At 68.0% G+C, this 19,530-nt stretch carries 19 protein-coding genes; 16 read left to right on the plus strand and 3 right to left on the minus strand.

From position 1 onward, the window contains the following. Nucleotides 1–2: 2 nt before the first annotated feature. From ACFTS5_RS29625 to lexA, 9 genes are all read left to right on the plus strand, one after another. On the plus strand, nucleotides 3–344 hold the full coding sequence (locus ACFTS5_RS29625) for an MmcQ/YjbR family DNA-binding protein (protein WP_378637400.1): 342 nt from the start codon (nucleotides 3–5) through the stop codon (nucleotides 342–344). Nucleotides 345–505: 161 nt separating this feature from the next. Next, complete coding sequence (locus ACFTS5_RS29630; protein ID WP_378637403.1) at nucleotides 506–1,507, plus strand: hypothetical protein; 1,002 nt, start codon at nucleotides 506–508, stop codon at nucleotides 1,505–1,507. A gap of 44 nt (nucleotides 1,508–1,551) precedes the next feature. Beyond that, nucleotides 1,552–2,193: a nicotinate-nucleotide adenylyltransferase gene (gene nadD / locus ACFTS5_RS29635; RefSeq protein WP_101463962.1), complete on the plus strand. Its 642-nt coding sequence runs from the start codon at nucleotides 1,552–1,554 to the stop codon at nucleotides 2,191–2,193. A 46-nt stretch (nucleotides 2,194–2,239) separates the two neighbouring features. Then, on the plus strand, nucleotides 2,240–2,656 hold the full coding sequence (gene rsfS / locus ACFTS5_RS29640; protein WP_056821472.1) for a ribosome silencing factor: 417 nt from the start codon (nucleotides 2,240–2,242) through the stop codon (nucleotides 2,654–2,656). After that, complete coding sequence (locus tag ACFTS5_RS29645; protein WP_101463961.1) at nucleotides 2,653–3,312, plus strand: histidine phosphatase family protein; 660 nt, start codon at nucleotides 2,653–2,655, stop codon at nucleotides 3,310–3,312. The genes rsfS and ACFTS5_RS29645 overlap by 4 nt, the downstream gene beginning before the upstream one ends. Further along, nucleotides 3,302–5,002: a diglucosylglycerate octanoyltransferase gene (gene octT, locus ACFTS5_RS29650; RefSeq protein ID WP_378637407.1), complete on the plus strand. Its 1,701-nt coding sequence runs from the start codon at nucleotides 3,302–3,304 to the stop codon at nucleotides 5,000–5,002. Before ACFTS5_RS29645 ends, octT begins: the two co-directional genes overlap by 11 nt. A 3-nt stretch (nucleotides 5,003–5,005) precedes the next feature. Next, complete coding sequence (locus tag ACFTS5_RS29655) at nucleotides 5,006–5,848, plus strand: DegV family protein (RefSeq protein ID WP_378637410.1); 843 nt, start codon at nucleotides 5,006–5,008, stop codon at nucleotides 5,846–5,848. A gap of 72 nt (nucleotides 5,849–5,920) precedes the next feature. Further along, nucleotides 5,921–6,415 (plus strand): GNAT family N-acetyltransferase, encoded by a 495-nt coding sequence (locus ACFTS5_RS29660; protein WP_378637412.1) that lies wholly within the window; start codon nucleotides 5,921–5,923, stop codon nucleotides 6,413–6,415. 33 nt (nucleotides 6,416–6,448) lie between these two features. Next, entirely contained in the window at nucleotides 6,449–7,099 is a 651-nt protein-coding gene (gene lexA, locus ACFTS5_RS29665) for a transcriptional repressor LexA (protein WP_378637414.1), read from the plus strand. 5 nt (nucleotides 7,100–7,104) lie between these two features. On the opposite strand, the gene ACFTS5_RS29670 is transcribed toward lexA, so the two are convergent. Then, nucleotides 7,105–8,067, minus strand: coding sequence for a DUF2332 domain-containing protein (locus tag ACFTS5_RS29670; protein ID WP_378637416.1), 963 nt, complete (start codon nucleotides 8,065–8,067; stop codon nucleotides 7,105–7,107). Nucleotides 8,068–8,247: 180 nt separating this feature from the next. Between ACFTS5_RS29670 and ACFTS5_RS29675 the strand changes: the two genes are divergently transcribed. From ACFTS5_RS29675 to ACFTS5_RS29690, 4 genes are all read left to right on the plus strand, one after another. After that, nucleotides 8,248–9,258 (plus strand): helix-hairpin-helix domain-containing protein, encoded by a 1,011-nt coding sequence (locus ACFTS5_RS29675; protein ID WP_378637418.1) that lies wholly within the window; start codon nucleotides 8,248–8,250, stop codon nucleotides 9,256–9,258. Between the two features lie 516 nt (nucleotides 9,259–9,774). Next, nucleotides 9,775–12,843: a ComEC/Rec2 family competence protein gene (locus ACFTS5_RS29680; RefSeq protein WP_378637420.1), complete on the plus strand. Its 3,069-nt coding sequence runs from the start codon at nucleotides 9,775–9,777 to the stop codon at nucleotides 12,841–12,843. After that, complete coding sequence (holA, locus tag ACFTS5_RS29685) at nucleotides 12,725–13,669, plus strand: DNA polymerase III subunit delta (RefSeq protein WP_378637740.1); 945 nt, start codon at nucleotides 12,725–12,727, stop codon at nucleotides 13,667–13,669. The genes ACFTS5_RS29680 and holA overlap by 119 nt, the downstream gene beginning before the upstream one ends. A gap of 220 nt (nucleotides 13,670–13,889) precedes the next feature. Then, nucleotides 13,890–15,098: an LCP family protein gene (locus tag ACFTS5_RS29690; protein WP_378637422.1), complete on the plus strand. Its 1,209-nt coding sequence runs from the start codon at nucleotides 13,890–13,892 to the stop codon at nucleotides 15,096–15,098. Here the strand turns inward: ACFTS5_RS29690 and ACFTS5_RS29695 are convergent, their stop codons facing one another. Both ACFTS5_RS29695 and rpsT read right to left on the minus strand, forming a co-directional pair. Continuing rightward, a complete protein-coding gene (locus tag ACFTS5_RS29695) occupies nucleotides 15,099–15,353 on the minus strand; it encodes a hypothetical protein (protein ID WP_378637424.1) in 255 nt (84 codons plus the stop codon). A gap of 109 nt (nucleotides 15,354–15,462) precedes the next feature. Continuing rightward, the gene (gene rpsT / locus ACFTS5_RS29700; RefSeq protein WP_056821462.1) at nucleotides 15,463–15,723 is read right to left on the minus strand and encodes a 30S ribosomal protein S20; all 261 of its coding nucleotides are present in this window, start codon (nucleotides 15,721–15,723) and stop codon (nucleotides 15,463–15,465) included. 308 nt (nucleotides 15,724–16,031) lie between these two features. On the opposite strand from rpsT, the gene ACFTS5_RS29705 reads away from it, so the two are divergent. The 3 genes from ACFTS5_RS29705 to ACFTS5_RS29715 are packed head-to-tail and all read left to right on the plus strand — an operon-like array spanning nucleotide 16,032 to nucleotide 19,478. Then, nucleotides 16,032–17,657 carry a circularly permuted type 2 ATP-grasp protein gene (locus tag ACFTS5_RS29705; RefSeq protein ID WP_378637741.1) on the plus strand — a complete coding sequence of 542 codons (1,626 nt, stop codon included), beginning with the start codon at nucleotides 16,032–16,034 and terminating at the stop codon, nucleotides 17,655–17,657. A gap of 4 nt (nucleotides 17,658–17,661) precedes the next feature. Further along, nucleotides 17,662–18,639, plus strand: a complete 978-nt coding sequence (locus ACFTS5_RS29710; RefSeq protein ID WP_101463949.1) for an alpha-E domain-containing protein — start codon at nucleotides 17,662–17,664, stop codon at nucleotides 18,637–18,639. After that, the gene (locus ACFTS5_RS29715; protein ID WP_378637428.1) at nucleotides 18,636–19,478 is read left to right on the plus strand and encodes a transglutaminase domain-containing protein; all 843 of its coding nucleotides are present in this window, start codon (nucleotides 18,636–18,638) and stop codon (nucleotides 19,476–19,478) included. The genes ACFTS5_RS29710 and ACFTS5_RS29715 overlap by 4 nt, the downstream gene beginning before the upstream one ends. Nucleotides 19,479–19,530: the final 52 nt, after the last annotated feature.

Consider the following 19,530-nt stretch of genomic DNA (forward strand, 5'->3'; position numbering starts at 1 on the left):
CGATGAGTGTCGACGTCTTGGCTTACTGCCTGGCCAAACCGGGCGCCTGGGAAGACGAGCCGTGGGAGGGCGACACCGTCGCCAAGGTCGGCGACAAAGTCTTCGCGTTCCTCGGCGCGGGCACGTCGATCGGGCTCAAGTGCGGGCGTGACCGCACCGAAGCCGACGAGCTGGTCGACATCTACCCCGACGACGTCACCGTGTCGGCCTATATCGGCCGCTACGGCTGGAACAGCATCCGCGTCGGCGGCGCGGTGCCGGACGACGAACTATGCGAATTGATCGACGCCTCCTACGACGCGGTCGTCGCCAAGCTCCCGAAGTCGAAGCGCCCCACTGCCTGAGTACTTCAGCCGACGTTAAGCGGCTCACATGGCACGGCTACCAAGATCACGCCCATGCTGGCAGGGGCGTCGCGCGACGACGAGCGATCCGATCGACGGATATCGGATGCAGTGATGGTTCTGCCGGGCTGTGCGCTCGCGCGGTCGGCGAGCTCCGCCCGGTGAACGATGCGTTCGCGAACGAGAACGATGCGCTCGGAGAAGAAGAACCTCACCTTCCGCCTGCCGGTGGCCTCGAGGTGGGTTCGGCCAGAGCAGGACAGGCCACGGCGCTCGCGGCAGGTTCGTTCGGCGCGGATGCCCGTCCTCTCGCGCCGGGTTCAGGGGCGCGGGCGGCGCGGCGGCTGGCCGGTATCGCCGCCGCTCGGCTGGCGGACGCTCCCTCGGCAGCGGAGGAGCAACTGCGCCGGGCCCTGGTTGTCGGCGCGGGTGAGCTGGCCGGGCGCGAACTCGCCGCGATGCGCACGCAGCTGGTGACCGCGGTCGCCGCCCAGCCGGGCCGTGACCGCGACGTGGCCCGCGCCGCCGCCTCGGCCGCTGCCTGCTGGCAGCCGATCTCGTGTGCGGACTCGGTCCACCTGTGGCTGGTCGCGGGTCGAGCCTGGCATCGTGCGGGGCGGCACGGCGAAGCGGTGGTCGCCTTCGACCGACCACTGCTCACCGGCCCCGTCGGCTACCCATCTGCCGAGCTCGCGCTGGTACGCGCCCAGTTCGCCGAATCGCTGAACCACGTCGGTCGCTACCGCCAGGCCGCCTGGCAGTTCACCGAGGCGGCACGGCTGATCGCCGGTACGCCCTCGTTGCGCCGCCGCCATGCCGATCTGGTCTGGTCGGCCGCGGTCGCCCGGGAGTGCTGTGGGCAGGAGACCGAGGCGCTCGGCGGCTACCTGCGCGCCGCGGGACTGTGGGGCGAACAGGACAAGATCGTGCCGCGGGCCCGCTGCCTGCGTGCCGCCGCCTGGTTGCAACTGCGTGGACCGCAGGGGCGTGTGCGTGGGCCTTGGTGGGTAACGATCGATGTGTTGTTGACCGAGCTGGACCGCCGGGTAGCCGCCGAGCCCGCGGCGCACCTCGTCGAAGAGCTGAAACGCACCCGTGCCCAGTTCGCGCAGATGTGCGCGCAGGCGTCGGGACCTCGCGAGCGCCGCGATGGCGCGGAGTAGTCCGGTCCGCCCCGATCCCACGGGCCGGATTAAGCTCAGACCTCATGCACGAAACAGCTCGGCCGCGCCGCAAGCTCGGCGTCATGGGCGGCACCTTCGACCCGATCCACCACGGCCACCTGGTCGCGGCGAGCGAGGTCGCGAACCGGTTCGAGCTCGACGAAGTGATCTTCGTGCCGACCGGCCAGCCGTGGCAGAAGGTCAACAAGCAGGTCAGCCCCGCCGAGGATCGCTATCTGATGACGGTCATCGCCACCGCGTCCAACCCGAGGTTTTCCGTCAGCCGGGCCGACATCGAACGCAACAAGGTCACCTACACGGTGGACACCCTGCGCGAGATGCAAAACGCGCATCCCGACGCGGAGCTGTACTTCATCACCGGTGCGGACGCGCTGGCCAACATCCTGACATGGCAGGATTGGACCGAACTGTTCGAACTGGCGAAGTTCGTCGGGGTGAGCCGACCGGGTTACGAACTGAACACCGATCATCTCGAGGAGCATTTGCGGGACCTTCCCGCCGACGCCGTGACGATGGTCGAGATTCCCGCGCTGGCCATCTCGTCGAGCGAATGCCGCCGCCGCGCCGCGGAGGGTCGGCCGGTCTGGTACCTCGTCCCCGACGGCGTGGTGCAGTACATATCGAAGCGGCACCTCTACGTGCCCGCAGGAACGGAAGGTAGCTGACGTTGAGCCACATGAGCGAGGGTCTGACCCCGCAGGAGGAGACCGTATGAGTGCCTCTACCGAAGCGATCGAGATGGCCACGGTCGCCGCACTCGCCGCCGACGACAAGCTGGCCACCGATGTCGTCGTCCTCGACGTCTCCGAGCAGCTGGTGATCACCGACTGCTTCGTCATCGCGTCGGCGCCCAACGAGCGCCAGGTCAACGCGATCGTCGACAACATCGAGGACAAGCTGCGCGAAGCCGGCCACAAGCCGGTCCGTCGCGAAGGCACCCGTGAGGGTCGCTGGGCGCTGCTCGACTACGTCGATATCGTCGTGCACGTCCAGCACAACGACGAGCGCAACTTCTACGCACTCGAGCGCCTGTGGCGTGACTGCCCGGCGGTTCCCGTCGAAGGCATCGCCGCACTCCCGACTCCGGCCGCGGACGACGACGCGCAGGTAGAGGGAATCAACGAGTGAGCAAGTACGCCCATGTGCGCAACCTGATCCTGTTGCGGCACGGGCAGACCGAATGGAACGCGGCCGACCGGATGCAGGGTCAGATCGACACCGATCTCACCGAACTCGGTCGCCAGCAGGCCAAAGAGGCCGCGCGTGAACTGGGTTCACGCAACGCCATCGCGATCCACGCCTCCGATCTGCGTCGCGCCAAGGAAACCGCGCAGGCACTCGGTGACATCAGCGATCTGCCTGTCATCACCGATCCGCGGCTGCGCGAAACCAACCTGGGCGACTGGGAAGGCCTGACTCACCTCGAAGTCGACGCCGACTACCCCGGCGCGCGCGTGCAGTGGCGTCTCGATGCCACCTACACACCGCCCGGCGGCGAGAGCAAGCTCGAGGTGGGTGCCCGGTCCCTGCCTGTGGTGCGCGAACTGTACAACGAGCGGCAGGATTGGCCCGGTCGGACTATCATCCTGGTTGCGCACGGCGGGCTGATCGCTGCTCTGACGGCCGCGTTGCTGGAACTGCCACCGGAGAACTGGCCTGCCCTGGGTGGGCTGGCCAATACCAGCTGGGTGCAGCTTTCCAGCCACGGCCCGGACATCGATCGACCCGGCTGGCGCCTCGATGTGTGGAACGCAGCGGCGAAGGTAGCTCCCGATGTCCAATGAAGAGCCCGACCGATCAGTACCTGATGAGATGTTCCAGCAGGTGACGGCCAAAGCCGGACGGCAATTGCCGGACGCGCTATTCGGTCCGCCACCCGCTCGGCCCGCGCGCGCAGAGCGCGAGGAGCCGATCCGTTCGGTACCGGACGAGCTCTTCAAGCAGGTCACCGCGCGCAGCGCACGATCGCTGCCCGATGCCCTGTTCGGCCCGGTGCCCCCGCCGGTCGTCGCAGAACCCGAGCCGGTCGACTCGGCGGCGGACGCCGTCGAGTCCGGCTCGGGGACAGCGGATTCCGAGTCCCCGGCCGCCGATGTTTCCCCAGACGGCAGTGTTAGTGCGGTGACCTCGATCGGTGACGATGCCGAGGTCGCCGGCGGCGCTGTCGACGTCGCATCCAGTTCCGCTGTGCAGGAAGCAGACAGTGAGACTTCCGGTGCCACGGCATCGGTGGACGTTGTCGCAGATGACGGTTCGACAGACGAACTCGGCGATGCGGATTCCGGTGCTGCACAGACCGATACCGCCGAGTCCACTGCGGATATCGCCACGGCTGCTGCGGATGCGGTATCGGCTGTCGGCAGCGACAAGTCCGCGGAGCAGTCCGTCGATGACCCGGCCATCGCCGAGTCGATCGTGGATGCCGCCGGATCTACGGATACGGCTGCGCCGCAACCACTCCGACCGGAGGCGACTGATCCGGTTCAGGTCGACGCCACTACCTCGCCCGAAGTTTCTTCGGCTGAGGTGACGGCCGCCGTCGAAACCGGTTCTGCTGACGCGCAGGTCGATCCTCCCGCCGCACTTCCGGACGTGGACCTCGATACCGCGGACAGCCTGCTGACATCTTCGGCAACCCCCGTCGCGGATACCGCAGTCGAGGCGTCCGCGAATCCTGCTGTCTCGCACGGTGAATCGGTCGTTGCGGAGACGGTCGGTTCGCTGCTCGTCGAGGAAGCCGTGTCGCCCAGACCGGTCGAGTCGGCCGCACCGCGTCCAGTGCTGCTCGTGATCGCGGACTCGCTCGCCTACTACGGGCCGAAGGGCGGGCTGCCCGCCGATGACCCACGGATCTGGCCGAATATGGTTGCCGCGGAACTGGATTGGGATGTCGAGCTGATCGCCCGGATCGGCTGGACCTGTCGCGATGCCTACTGGGCGCTGATCGGAGACCCTCGCGTGTGGGCCGCGGTGCCGCGCGCCGGGGCGGTCGTGTTCGCCGTCGGCGGCATGGACACGCTGCCGTCCCCGCTGCCCACCGCGCTGCGGGAGATGATTCGCTACATCCGTCCGCCGCGTCTGCGCCGTGGCGTGCGGGCGTCCTACAACTGGTTGCAGCCGAAGCTGTCGAAACTCGGTCGCCCGGTTGCCCTTCCGCCGAAGGTGAGTGTGGACTACCTGGAGCAGTCGCGGACCGCGCTGAACCATCTGCGTCCGGAGCTGCCTGTCGTGGCGGTGCTGCCATCGGTCCACAAGTGCGATGCCTACGGGCGGGTCCATCGGGGCAGGGCGCGGGCGGTCAAGGCCTTGCAGGCATGGTCGGGCCGCACGTCGGTGCCGCTCGTCGACCTCGGCGAGGCCGTGCGCGACGACATCGAGTCGGGATCGGCGAACCCGGATGGCATCCACTGGGGCTGGGCCGGGCACGCGGCGGTGGCGACGGCGATGACGAAGGCGCTGCAGGAGGTCCGGTAGGCCGTGGCCGTTGTGGTGGTCACCGATTCGGCGGCGGGGTTGTCCGCCGATCTCGTCGCCGAGCTCGGTATCGAAGTGGTGCCGTTGCACGTGCTCGTCGGTGAGCACGAGGTCCGGGAAGGCGTCGACCCGATCGAGATCGACTACACCGCCGACTCGGTCACCACGTCGGCCGCCTCGCCCGGAGAACTGCGCGAAGCCTACGAACGAGCGCTGAGCCAGAGTGACGGAGACGGTGTCGTGGCCGTCCATCTGTCGCGCCGATTGTCGGCGACGTGGGAGTCGGGCCGCCAGGCGGTGCGCGACATGGGCGCCGAAGATCGTGTGCGCGTTGTCGATTCGCTCGGGGCCGGCCTGGCGACCGGTCTGCCCGTGCTGGCCGCCGCGCGTAAGGCGAGGGCAGGCGAGGCATTGAACGATGTCTACGAGCGCGCGGTGTCGGCCGCGACCCGTTCGCGTACGTTCATCCTGGTCAACCGCACCGAGCAACTCCGCAAGGGTGGCAGGCTGAGCAGCGCCGCAGCGTTCTTCGGCAGTGAACTGGTGACGAAACCACTGCTGCAACTGGTAGAGGGCAAGCTCGAAATGCGCGAGAAGGTGCGAACCAGATCGCGCGCCTACGCCAAGCTGGTGGCTGCCGCGGTGGAGGCGGCCGCATCCGATGGTGCGGCCCTCGGCATCCAGCATCTCGGTGCCCCCGATGCCGCCGAAAATATCGCGGCGCAACTGCGTGAGCAGCTGCCGGAGGTGCAAGAGCTCTACGTCGCCGAGTTCGGCCCCGCACTCGGCGTGCACCTCGGTGTCGGCGCACTCGGCGTCGCGGTGTTGCCCGGCGGATGCGTCTGATCTCTGCCGGTTCAGAATCTCGCTGAGGGCAAACAGTCCGGTGACGATGATCCGGTGCCTACCGTGGTTGTCATGGTTGGCAACACTTCCCCACAGACCGACGTTTCGCCACGAGTGCTCGTGGTCGAGTGGGACGACCCGGATGCCGAGTCGCTGCGTGCGGAGATGTCGGCCGAGGTCCGTCCCCGCTACGCCCACCTCGAGCTCGCCCTGCGCGGTCCTTCGCCGATCGCGGTCGACCACGCGACCGTGCACCAGACGTTCGTCGCGTACGTGGGCGCGGAGCCTGTCGGGCACGCCGCGGTGCGCTGGAACGCCGGTGACCTCGAACTCAAGCGGATGTTCGTGCGTCCCGCCTACCGTGGCACCGGAACCGCGACCGCGCTGTTGAACGCCGCCGAAGCATCCGTGCGCGCGGCCGGCCGGCCCCGGATGATCCTGCAGACCGGGCACCTGCAGCCGGAAGCGGTGCGCTTCTACGAGCGCAGTGGCTATCACCGGATTCCGCTGTTCGCGCCATATCACGTCCTGCCGCAGTCGAACTGTTTCGCGAGGAACCTGGACTGAAGTGGTGATCGCGGGGGGATCTACGATTCCCCGATGACCGGATACGACGACTTCGACCACCTCGACGCCGCGAGCCTGCCTCCCCGCAGACAACACATCCTGGCCGTGATCAGGGATTCGGTGCTCGCCCACGGCTACGCGCCGAGCACGCGGGAGATCGCCGACGCGGTGGGCCTGCGCTCCACATCCACGGTCTCCCAACACCTGAAGGCGTTGGAGGAGGACGGGTTCCTGCGCCGTGCCGCCACCATGACCCGCCCCATCGACGTGCGCCTGTTCCTGCGTGGCGCGTCCGCCACCGACTCCGACGCCTCGGTGTCGGTGCCCGTCGTCGGCGACATCGCGGCCGGCACTCCGATCCTGGCCGAGCACAACCCCGACGACGTCATGACCCTCCCGCGTGAACTGGTCGGCCGTGGTGAGGTTTTCGGCTTGCGAGTGCGTGGCGACTCCATGATCGATGCCGCGATCTGCGACGGCGACCTCGTGGTGGTCCGCAGTCAGCGCGAGGCCAACTCCGGCGATATCGTCGCGGCGATGATCGGGGAGGAAGCCACGGTCAAGGTGTACCGCCGCCGCAACGGGCACGTCCAGCTCGAACCGCGCAACCCCGCCTACTCCGTGATCGACGGTGACGAAGCCGTCATCCTGGGCCGCGTCGTGTCGGTGATGCGCCGACTCTGAGGTCGCTACGCCGGGCCGAACCAGTCCAGCGACTGGCCGTGCGGCCCGGCGAAAGCCAATGGCTCGTCGTCGAGGGCGAGCACCAACCGGGCCACTGTGCTCTCGCGTGGGGGCAACCGGTCGGCCAGCGTGCTGAGAACCCCGGTGCCCTCTTGCGAAACCCAGTGGCAGGGCAGGTCCCGCACCGTCGCCCGGAAGTCCGTCCGCGCCTGAGGCGAGAGGTAGCTCAGCACAGCACTGTGGAAAACCACCACGGTGCTGGCGCGTGGTGCCGCGAGCACGAGCTCGGTGACCTGCTCGTTCAGGTCGCCGGTGACGATCGTCGGTGGTTCCGCTGCCGCGATCGCGCAGGCCGAACGCAAGCGCGACAGCCGCTCGTCCTGACCCGGCCAGACCAGCGCGGACAGCCACCGCCGGTCGTCGCTGTTGCCGGCATCGAGCGGGTTCAGATCTACTCCTGCGCGGTGGACGACCCGGGGGAGCCGGTCCGGGATCGGTACCGCTCCGGTTGTCTTGCAGGTCAATACAACCGATGACGGACCGTCGGCCGGATCCAGCGCGGCGGTGTTGTAGCGATAACTGAAACGGTCCGGGTACAGGCACAGTCCGGCCGATGCTCCGACCTCGATGAGCGACAGGGGGCCGGGCAGGCGGGCCAGCACCGGCAGCAGGGTTGCCGCCCGGCCCGCCTCGTTCGTCTGTGTACGTCTGCGCAGTGCGGTCGCGGAGATCGCCGGCCAGTTCTCGCGCAGCTGGTCGCGGAACTCGTGATAGGGATCCGCGGTCGCGCCGTGCACTCGCGCGGCGGCCAGGATCAGGTTGGGTTGCTGTTTGTCCGTGGGCAATTGAGCGATCAGCGCCAGCACCTCCGCGTCCACGCTGATATCCAGCGCTCGTCGGTGATAGAGCGGGGAGTTTCCGAGCGCTTCGAGGAGCGCGAAGTCGCGGAATCGTTGTGCGAGTTCCATGGTTTCCTGAGTACTTCGAATCGGCCATGAGCGCACGGTATCCATTCGGGCAGACGAGATCCCGGGTGCGAAGTCCCGCTGACCGGTGAGTTGTCCACAGGTGCGGAGTTATCCACAGGTTTCTTCGAAGCCCAGGTCGGCGGGGGTTTGTCAGGTCGTCGTCGGCCTAGCGTCGTTGCCATGTCACGACACGAAGAGCACGAGCGAGTACGGCAGCGGCTGGGCGGGCTCGCGGTCCGCGAGCGAGCACGATCGAGTAGTCAGCCGCTGCACGCGTCCGGGATGGAGGCAGGGAACAGTGCTGCGCTCTCTGACGACGGCGAAGGACAGTGGGACGATGACGAACTCGCGCCGCAGGCCGGACCGGCAGGTCCAGTGGGGCCACCCGGGTGGCTCGACGATGGTGGATCGGGTCGGCGAAACCGCCTGGTACCAGCGCGCTTCCGGGACGCACGGCTGGATCCGGGTCGTCGCGGCGCGCTGGTACTCGGGCTGGTCGGGGTCATCGCTGTGGTGCTCACCGGTGTGATGGTCCTGCGAGATCAACCGGTGGCGCGGGCGGTTCCGCCGGTGCCTGTCCTGCGGGCGGAAAGCGTTGCCGTACAGCCCGGCCCGACCACCGCCGTCGCTGCCGTGTCCGGTTCGGCCCCGGCCTCGAGTGCCGATGTCGTCGTCAGCGTGGTCGGTTTGGTCGAACGAGCCGGGCTGCACCGATTGCCGGACGGTTCTCGGATCGCCGACGCCTTGGAGAAGGCAGGAGGGATTCGTGACGGTGCCGACCTGGCAGGTCTGAACCTGGCACAACGGCTGGCGGACGGGGACCAGGTCATAGTCGGAGCCACGGATCCTCAATCCGGTCAACCACGCCTCGGCAGCATCATGATCGGCGCTGGTCGCGCGCCTGTGACCCCGCCCGGCCTCGGCGGCTCGAACACCGCGAGCTCGAAGCAAGGAGGCTCGAGTACCGCCGGCCTCAGTGGCGCTGTCTCGTCCGGCAATTCGCGCATCGATCTGAACACCGCAACCGAAGCCGAGCTGGACGCACTGCCCGGCGTAGGACCGGTCACCGCCAAGGCAATTCTCGCGTGGCGCACCACCAACGGACGCTTCACCGATGTCGCTCAACTCGGCGAGGTAGACGGCATCGGCCCCGCCCGGCTGGCTCGACTCCGCGACCTGGTGACGGCATGACCCACGCGAAGACGTCCTGCGTGGAGGTGATCGCGTGACCTGCCCAGTGTGGCCGTGCGCACGGCTCGGAACCAGGCCCGCCACAGAACAGCCCACCGAAACGGTGGAGGACCGCGCGCCGGGATCAGGCGAGCTCCGTCGACTGACATGTCCACTCGGATCGGGCGAAAATCCTTGTTCTGCGGACGATGTGGTTGACCTGGGCAGCGGTACGCCCCGACCTGACGACACGGCAGGCGGATGAGCCACGCGCCGGGCGAGGGAGCGGTTCGGGAGGAGCAGCGTCGGCGAACGACAGCCGTTCAGCATGTAGGGAAGATGCCGGGCGATTCGAACCGGCGTGGGTGGCCAGGAACGGCTGAACGCGACAGCGCTTCGCAGGAGCGGTCGGGTCGGCGTCGAAGGACGCGAGCAGCAGAGCTCTGGGAGTGGGTGGTGCGGGGACCGGGACGCCGGGTTGGCGTGGGGCGACAAGGAGTGACGGGCGAGGGGGAACCAGAGCTGCAGGTACTCGATATGCGGTTGGTTCCTGCGGCGTTCGGGTGCTGGGTGGCGACGATTGTCGCGGTGACCGCGGGGTGGGTCGCGGGGTTGGTGCTGGCTGTTGCGTCGGTCGTGGTCGCGATCGGGTTGTGGGTTTTGCTGCTGTGGGCGATGGTGCATCGGCGGGAGCGGTGGCGGGTTGTCGCGGTGACCGGGTTGGCGACGATGCTGCTCGGTGCGGGGTTCGCGGCGGCCGGGGCGTGGCAGGAGCACCATGTTCAGGCACATCCGCTGCGAGAGTCGTTCGGCCGGTCGGTGAACGTGCTCGCGGTGGTCACCGATGACGCGAAACCCCTGCGCGCCGGTGGGTTCGGCGGTGAGCGGCGGTGGATTGTTCGTGCGGGTCTGCGGGAGTTCGGTCATGGCCCGGTATGGACGCAGGCCGGCGGTTCGATTGTGGTGCTCGCGCAGGGTAGTGAGTGGGCCGAGCTGTCGCCCGGGCAATGGGTGCGATTCCGGGCCGAGGTCAGCGAGCCGAACCGGGCCGATCTGACCGTCGCCACCCTGCACGCCGCCGACGCGCCGAAGCGGATCGGTGAGCCGCCGTGGTGGCAGCGGGTCGCGGCGAGCATGCGAACGGATCTGGTGGACGCGTCCGCCAAGGCACTGCCACCTGCTGCGGCCGGGTTGCTGCCCGCGCTCGTTGTCGGCGACACCGTCGCGCTGCCGGAACAAGTGCGTGACGCATTCGAAATTGCCGGGTTGCAGCACCTCTGTGTGGTCAGCGGAGCCAATTTCACAATTCTGTTGACGGCCCTGTTGGCGTTCACCCGCCTGCTCACGGCCGGCCCGCGGACCAGTGCCGCTGCGGCGGCGGGGGCTGTCGCGCTGTTCGTCGTGATCGCCCGCCCCGACCCGAGCGTGCTGCGCGCGGCGGCGATGGGCTCGGTGACAGTGCTCGCCCTGCTCACCGGCAGACGCAAGCAGGCGCTGCCGGCACTGTGTGCGGCGGTGATCGGATTGCTGGCCGTGGCACCGCAATTGGCGGTGAGCGCGGGATTCGCACTGTCGGTGCTCGCGACCGCGGGGCTGATCTTGCTCGCGCCCAGCTGGGCGGACTGGTTGCGGGCGCACGGTTGGTGGCGCGCACCCGCGGAGATCGTCGCGGTGTCGGCGGCCGCGTTCGTGGTCACCGTGCCGCTGATGGTTGCCCTGTCGGGGCGGGTGAGCCTGGTGGCGATCGTGGCGAACGCGCTCGTCGCACCGGTGGTCGGGCTGATCACGGTGATCGGCGCGGTGGGCGCGGCCGTGGCCTGCGTCCGGGGTGATGCCGCGGTATGGGTGCTGTGGTGCGCGCGGCCACCGATGTGGTGGTTGCTCGGCGTCGCCGATCGTGCGGCTGCGGTGCCGGGCGCCACGATCACGGTGCCTGGCGGCGTGGTCGCAGGATCGGTCGCGGCAGTGATCGTCGTCGTGGTCGTGGCGGCACTGCGCTGGTCGCACACCCGCAGACTCCTCGCGGTGGTGGTGCTGGGGGTGTCGATCGTGCTGCTCCCGGTGCGCTTCTTGCAGCCAGGATGGCCACCGTCGGGCTGGGTGCTCGCGATGTGTGACGTTGGGCAGGGCGACGGCCTGGCTCTGTCTGTTGCTCCCGGTGCCGCGGTCGTCGTGGACGTCGGCCCGGACCCACGCCCGATCCGGACCTGCCTGGACCGCCTGAAGATCACCCACATCCCGCTACTGGTCCTCACTCACCCCCATGCTGATCACATCAACGGACTCGCCGGCGCTCTCCGAGACCGCACCGTCGATGCCATAGCCACCGCTCCGGGTGAACTCCGCTCAGCGATCGCCGAAACCTGTGCCGCCGCAGACCGCACCGCGGGTCCGACGCCGCCCACATTGGCGACCCCGCCCAGCCTCACCCCGTCGAACGGAACTCCTTCGCATCCGACAGAAGTCGCGGGATACCCATCGCGACCAGTGGAATCGTCACCACGTGCACCGGGTGTAGTCGCCGTGCAGGTGCCCTCTGTGGATTCGGCTGTCCCGCCGTTGCATCCGGACGGCTCGGGCGGAACACCGTCGCGCTCGGCGACACCGACCGTGCCAGGGAGTCCGCAGCCGACGGCAACCTCACATCCGCTGGAGCGATCGTCGACGGTGCGCGCTGAGGTGCGGCTGACGGGAGATGATCATGTCGTGTGCCCGCGTGGGACGCCGGGGGAGAGGCTGGCGAAAAGTGATGGCCGGTCCACGGAACAGACTGTTTTCCAACGAGAATCGCATAGCCACAGTGACGACACCGAGGGAGTCGAGCGGGTGACGGAACTGGCTGGTGCGGCTGGTATCCCGTTGATGGAACTGCACACGGGGCACGAAATGACCTTTGGCTCAGTCGAATTACGCGTGCTGGCACCGAGCAGGGACATACCGACGTCACTGGCGGCCGACGAGGCCAACGATCGGTCACTGGTGATGCGAGCACGCACTCCAGCCGGAACGATCCTGTTCACCGGTGACATCGAGGCCGAGGCGCAGGCCCGGATCATGCGCGGTGGTGATGTCCGGGCCGACATTCTCAAGGTGCCTCATCACGGATCACGCACCACCACACCGGAATTCCTGCGTGCCGTCGGCCCACGCCTGGCGTTGGTCAGTGCCGGGTCGGACAACACCTTCGGTCATCCGCACCCCACGGTGACCACGACCCTGGCCGCGCTCGGCACCACCGTCGCGCGGACCGACCTCGACGGCGACGTCGTGGTCGTGGGAGCGGCCGCCGATCTGCGGACCGTCACGTCTCGACGACGTGCATGGCAGGCGCGGCACACACCCACGCCTCGATGGCATCGAGGAACTCGATCTGGGGCCAGGCACAGCAGAGCGACGGTGCTCGGCGACATGCACGAGGTCGGCGCCCCGGGGTGTCGGTGGGCGTACGTAGGATCGCCTGGTGAGCGAACGCCCTGCCTCGGTGCATCTGGTCCTCGGCGACGAGGAACTGCTGGTCGAACGTGCGGTTGCGATGGTGACCGCGCAGGTGCGGGCCTGTGCGCCCGATCCGGATTCGGTACCCGTCGACCGATTGCGCGCCGGTGACGCCAGCACCGCTGAATTGGCCGAGTTGCTCAGCCCCTCGCTGTTCGCCGAAGACCGGGTGATCGTGCTCGAGTCGGCCGCGGAAGCGGGCAAGGATGCGGTCGCGGTGATCACCGAGGCCGCGGCCGATCCGCCCGACGGTGTGGTGCTCATGGTTCTGCACTCGGGCGGCGGACGGGCCAAGGCGCTGGCACCCGCACTGCACAAGAAGGGCGCGACCGTCCACGAGTGCACCAAACTCAACAAGGGCGCTGAGCGCGTGGAGTTCGTGCGGGGCGAGTTCCGGGCCCTCGGGGTCAAGGTGTCGACCGAGGTCGTGCAGGCCCTGCTCGAATCCGTCGGCTCGGAGCTGCGTGAATTGGCCGCCGCCTGTTCACAATTGGTGTCCGACACCGGTGGCAAGGTCGACGCGAACGCGGTCCGTCGCTACTACTCCGGCCGAGCCGAGGTCACCGGCTTCGACGTCGCCGACCTCGCTGTCGCCGGCGACCGCCCCGGCGCGATGGAAGCCCTGCGCTGGGCCACCGACCGCGGCGTTCCCCACGTCCTGCTCGCCGACGCGCTCGCCGACTCGGTCCATACCATCGCCAAAGTCGGCTCGGCAGGCCGCGGCGACCCGTTCGCCCTCGCGCAGAAGCTCGGCATGCCCCCCTGGAAGATCAAGAAGGCCCAAGCCCAAGCCCGCGGCTGGAACCCCACCACCATCGGCACCGCCCTACAGGTGGTAGCCACCCTCAACGCCGACGTCAAAGGCGGCGCCGCCGACGCCACCTACGCCGTAGAACACGCCCTCGCCCGCATCCTCGACCTCCGCGCCACCGGCTGACCCAGCGGGTCACCTCTGCGCATTTTCTCCGGCCGTCGGTATTCTCTCCCACTGAGCAGGCGCGCCGCACCGCCATCCAATCGGGATCCAATCGCGATGTCCGGTAGCTCTCACGGCTGGCACAGTTGATCATGAGATGGTTGAGCCGAGTGGTAGCCGGGATGGACGAGGCGGGCGCGGTCGACGCGGTCGGGGATCGGCGGGGCGGGTAGCTCGGCGGGTGGTGCAGGTGGTCGCGGCGGTGTTGTCGGCCGCGGTGGTGGTGGTCACGGCATATGGGTGGTCGACGGCGGGGAGTTTCGATGCGGGGTTCCTGCGGTCGCGGGCGATCGGGGACGACGCCCCGCACTCACTCGGGGGCGATCTCAACATCCTGCTGATCGGGTTGGATACCCGGCGCGATCAGAACGGCAACGAGCTCCCGGCCGAGGTCCTCGAGCAACTGCACGCCGGCGACGGTGACGAAGGCGGATACAACGCCAATACCCTGATCCTGGTGCATATTCCGGCCTCGATGGACAAGATCGTCGCGGTGTCGATACCGCGCGACGACTATGTGCCGGTCACCGGGATCCCGGGCTACACCCACGCCAAGATCAAGGAGGCGTACGGGTTGAAGAAGGCGGCCGTGCAGGACCAGTTGATCGCGCGGGGCGTCACCGATCAGCGGAAGCTGGAACAGGCGGGCAGGGAGGCGGGGCGGGCCTCTACCGTGGCCGCGGTCCGGGATCTGACAGGCGTGCCGATCGACAGGTTCGCCGAGGTGACCCTGGCGGGCTTCTACGATCTGGCCGCTGCGCTGGGCAGCGTGGAAGTGTGTCTGAACAAGCCGGTCCAGGACTCCGAGTTCTCCGGCGCCGATTTTCCCGCCGGGCGCCAGCAGCTGAATCCCGCGCAGGCGCTGGCCTTTGTTCGGCAGCGCCACGGGCTGGAGAACGGCGACCTGGATCGAACCCACCGTCAGCAGGCGTTCCTGACCTCGGTGGCCCGCCAGCTTCGTAGCGCGGGCACCCTCACCGACCCGGGCAAGCTCTCGGCACTGATGGATGTGGCGCATCGCAATATCGTGCTGTCGGACGGCTGGAACATGACCGAATTCGTCCGTACCCTGGGCGCCGCCGAGGATCCCGAGGTCGAGTTCCGCACCTTGCCGGTGCTGCGCTACGACGTGATCAACGGCCAGGACGTGAACATCGTCGACCGGTCGGCGATCCGCCGCGAGATGGCCGCGGCCTTCGGTATGCCGGTCCCGGCCTCCACTACGGCCAGACGCACCGGACAACGCACGGAACCGCCTGCCGCCTGGTCGTCGGAGTCGACAGCGGGCGCTTGGCAGACCAGCACGACCGCGTCGGAGCCACAGACTCCCGACGCGGGCAGGCCGGTCCGCAGCGACATCACCTCGGGTCAGGTGCCCTGCGTGAACTGACTACTCGCCGGCGACGACCAGCGAGACGTCGACATCCTCGTCGTCGTCGAGGTCGTCGTAGCGTCCCTCCCACTCGTCGTAGAGGGGAACCTCGTCCTCACGGGTGACGATCCACGCGGCGCCGTAGCCACCGTCCTCGTCGGGCACCATCACGTTTTCGACCTTGAGACCGATACCCAGGATCTCCGCCGCGCGGATCACCTCGGCCAGGTCATCGCCTCGTACCACCGTCTGATTCGCGTACACCGTCAACATGGCGCGAATGGTAGCCGGTGGAAGGGAACGACAAAAGCCGCCGTGGTCATCGAGGCCACGGCGGCTGCGTCTTGCGAAGTATGCCAGCGAGCGCCAGGCTCGCCGTCGATCAGATCTTGTTCAGAGCCAGCGCGAGCGCGGACTTCTTGTTGGCCGCCTGGTTGGCGTGGATGACGCCCTTGGACGCGGCCTTGTCGAGCTTGCGGCTCGCGAACTGCAGCTGCTCAGCAGCCTTTTCCTTGTCGCCGCTGGAGGCAGCTTCACGGAAGTTGCGGATCGCGGTGCGCAGCGCGGACTTGACCGACTGGTTGCGCTTGCGCGCTTCCTCGTTGGTACGGATCCGCTTCATCTGGGACTTGATGTTGGCCACGCCTGTATCCTCTGGTTTCCTGTCGCTGGGTGGTATTCCTTGAAAGCTCGTCGGGCGCGCGCCCACGATGCAGCAGATGGTGCTGAACTACGGGTAACACCGCGCCGAAGATCGAGGTTACCAGCTCGCCACCCCCCGGCGAAATCGGCCCTCATCCGGTCGACCGGGGAGACGACGCCGATTTCACCCGTTTCAGGTGATGCAAAGAATTTACCTGTGTCACACACGACCCTGCTGCCGGGTGATGCACAGTTTTTGTCATGACCTCCACCACTGCGCCGAGTACGGCTCGATCTGCATCACCGGCGATGGTGAGAACGAACGGCCATCCGGCAGCCACCCACACCGGATTGTTCGAGGGATATGGCCCCGGCCGCTTCGCCGACGCGTTCGACGAGATGTTCGACGCGTCGGGAAAGGTCCGGGCGCCCTACAAGGGCATCCACGCCGCGATGGCGGCCAATGACGTCGATGACCTGGCCAAACGATCGGACGCGCTGGACCGCGCGTTCATCGACCAGGGCATCACCTTCTCCCTGTCGGGCCAGGAGCGCCCGTTCCCGCTGGATCTGGTGCCGCGGGTGATCGCCGCCGCGGAGTGGGCCAAGCTCGAACGCGGCATCAAACAGCGGGTCACCGCGATGGAGCTGTTCCTGGCCGACGTCTACGGCGAGCAGAACATCCTGCGTGATCAGGTGATCCCCAAGCGTCTGGTCACCTCGTGCGAGCACTTCCACCGCGAGGCTGCCGGGCTGGTCCCGCCCAACGGCGTGCGCATCCACGTCTCGGGCATCGACCTGGTCCGCGACGAGAAGGGCGACTTCCGGGTGCTGGAGGACAACCTGCGGTCGCCGTCGGGGGTGTCCTATGTGATGGAGAACCGGCGCACGATGGCCCGGGTCTTCCCCGATCTGTTCTCCTCGCATCGGGTGCGCGCGGTGGGCGACTATCCGGGCCACCTGCTGCGCGCGCTGCGGGCCTCCGCGGCGCCCAACGAGGTCGACCCGACCGTGGTGGTGCTCACGCCGGGCGTGCACAACTCCGCCTACTTCGAGCATTCGCTGCTGGCCCGGCAGATGGGTGTCGAGCTGGTGGAGGGTCGCGACCTGTTCTGCCGCGACAACGTCGTCTATATGCGCACGACGGCGGGAGAGCGTCAGGTCGACGTGATCTACCGGCGCATCGACGACACCTTCCTCGACCCGATGCACTTCCGCCCCGATTCCGTGCTCGGCGTCGCCGGCGTGCTCAACGCCGCCCGCGCGGGCAATGTGGTGATCTCGAGCGCGGTGGGCAACGGTGTCGGCGACGACAAGCTCATCTACACCTACGTGCCCAAGATCATCGAGTACTACCTCGGCGAGAAGCCGATCCTGCCCAACGTCGACACCTTCCGCTGCTGGCTGGACGACGAACGCGAGGAGGTGCTCGACCGGGTGGGTGAACTGGTGGTCAAACCGGTCGAGGGTTCCGGTGGCTACGGCATCGTGATCGGGCCCGACGCCTCGCCGCGCGAGCTGGAGGCGATCAAGCGCAAGATCAAGGCCGACCCGCGCGGCTGGATCGCCCAGCCGGTGGTGCAGCTCTCGACGGTGCCGACCAAGATCGGTGACGATCTCGCGCCCCGCCACGTGGACCTGCGCCCGTTCGCGGTCAACGACGGAGACGACATCTGGGTGCTGCCCGGCGGTCTCACCCGGGTCGCGCTGCCGGAGGGCTCGCTGGTGGTGAACTCGAGTCAGGGCGGCGGCAGCAAGGACACCTGGGTGCTGGCCGGGCGCGCGGGGTCGGTCGACCGGGAACTGGCCGGACCCGAACTGGTCAGTGAACCGCCGCAAGCGGATTCGTTCGAGCTCGGGCGCGAACTCAGCACGCCGCAGGCCAATCAGCAACAGCAGCAACAGCAGCAGACACAGCGGTTGATCGGGGAATAGAGACATGCTTGCTCGAAACGCCGAATCCCTCTACTGGATCGGCCGATACGTCGAGCGCGCCGACGACACAGCGCGCATCCTGGACGTGGCGGTGCACCAACTGCTCGAAGACGCCACCGTCGACGCGGACCGCACGTCTCGCGTGCTGCTGAAGGTGCTCGGGATCGAACCGCCCGAGGGCCTTCGCCTCGACGTGTGGTCGGTCACCGATCTCGTCGCCTACAGCCACGACCACGGCGTCTCGATCAGTGACTCCATCACCAAAGCCCGCGAGAACGCCCGCGGCGCACGCGAAGTCACCTCGAGTGAGATGTGGGAGTGCCTCAATGCCACCTACAACGGCATGGCCGCGGCGGAGCGGGCGGCACGTGGCCTCGGTCCACACGAGTTCTTCTCCTACATCAAGGGAAGGGCGGCGATGTTCACCGGACTGACCGACTCGACCCTGAGTCGTGACGACGGCTACCGCTTCCTGCTGCTCGGGCGATCCATTGAACGCGTGGACATGATGGTGCGCCTGCTGCTTTCGCGCGCCGGTGACAAGACCTCCTCGCCCGCCTGGGTGACGGTGCTGCGCTCGGCGGGCGCGCACGACACCTACCTGCGCACCCATCGCGGCGCCCTCGACGCCGCCAGAGTCGCCGAGTTCATCCTGATCGACCGCCTGTTCCCGCGTTCGGTGTTCCACACGCTGCGCGTCGCCGAGGCCTGCCTGACCGAGCTCGATCAGCGGCCGGGCAGTCGCGTCGGCGCGCGGCACGAGGCGCAACGAGTGCTCGGACGCGCGCGCAGTGAACTCGAGTTCTTGCCGCCGGGAGTGTTGTTGGAAGATCTGCAGAGCCGCCTGCTCGCCCTGCAGAAATCGTGCCGTGAGCTCAGTGAAGCCGTGTCACGCCAGTACTTCCATGCCGCCCCGTGGGTGGCGTGGACCGACGTGCGCAGCAAGCAGGACAGCCGCGTGCAGGTAGAGGGAGAGCTATGAGTTGGCGGATCAGGGTGGTGCACACCACCGGTTATGTCTACGACGCGCCTGTGACGCGCTCGTTCAACGAGGCCAGGCTCACCCCGCGCGCCGACAGCAGGCAGAACGTGATCCTCAATCGCGTCGAAACCGTGCCCGCCACAAGGGCTTATCGCTACACCGACTACTGGGGCACCGCGGTCACGGCCTTCGACCTGCACGCACCGCACACCGAACTCGAGGTGACCGGGTCCTCGGTGGTCGAGACCGAACCGTTCGCCGAGCCCACCGAGGAACTGAGCTGGGACGAACTGCAGGGTGGGCGGGTCGTCGACCGGTTCGACGAAATGCTCAGTCCCACCGCCTATGTGCCGCGCGATCGCAAACTGTCGACGGTGGCGCGTCAGCTATCGCGCGGTGAGGAGCCGGCCAAGGCAGTGGTGCGCGCGGCCGAGTGGGTGCACAAGGAGATGGACTACATCGCGGGCACGACCTCGGTGCACACCTCGGCGCTGCAGGCCTTCGCCGAACGTCGCGGTGTGTGCCAGGACTACGCCCACCTGACGCTGGTGTTGTTGCGCAGCATGGGAATTCCCAGTCGCTACGTGTCCGGCTACCTGCATCCGAAGCCGGGTGCGGCGATCGGCGAAACAGTGGCGGGCCAGTCGCACGCGTGGATCGAGGCGTGGACCGGGCAGTGGTGGGGCTACGACCCGACCAACAATCTCGCCGTCAACGAGCAGCACGTGTCGGTCGGCGTGGGTCGTGACTACGCCGATGTGCCGCCGTTGAAAGGCGTGTTCTCCGGCGGCGGCTCGACAGACCTGGAGGTCGTTGTGGAGGTCACCCGGCTCGCGTAGTGTCCGAGAGGCTCGTGCGGACCCCGCTCGCCGCGGGGTTGATTCCTCCCGG

It is taken from the genome of Nocardia sp. NPDC056952 (genome assembly GCF_042674185.1).
Taxonomy (GTDB): Bacteria; Actinomycetota; Actinomycetes; order Mycobacteriales; family Mycobacteriaceae; genus Nocardia.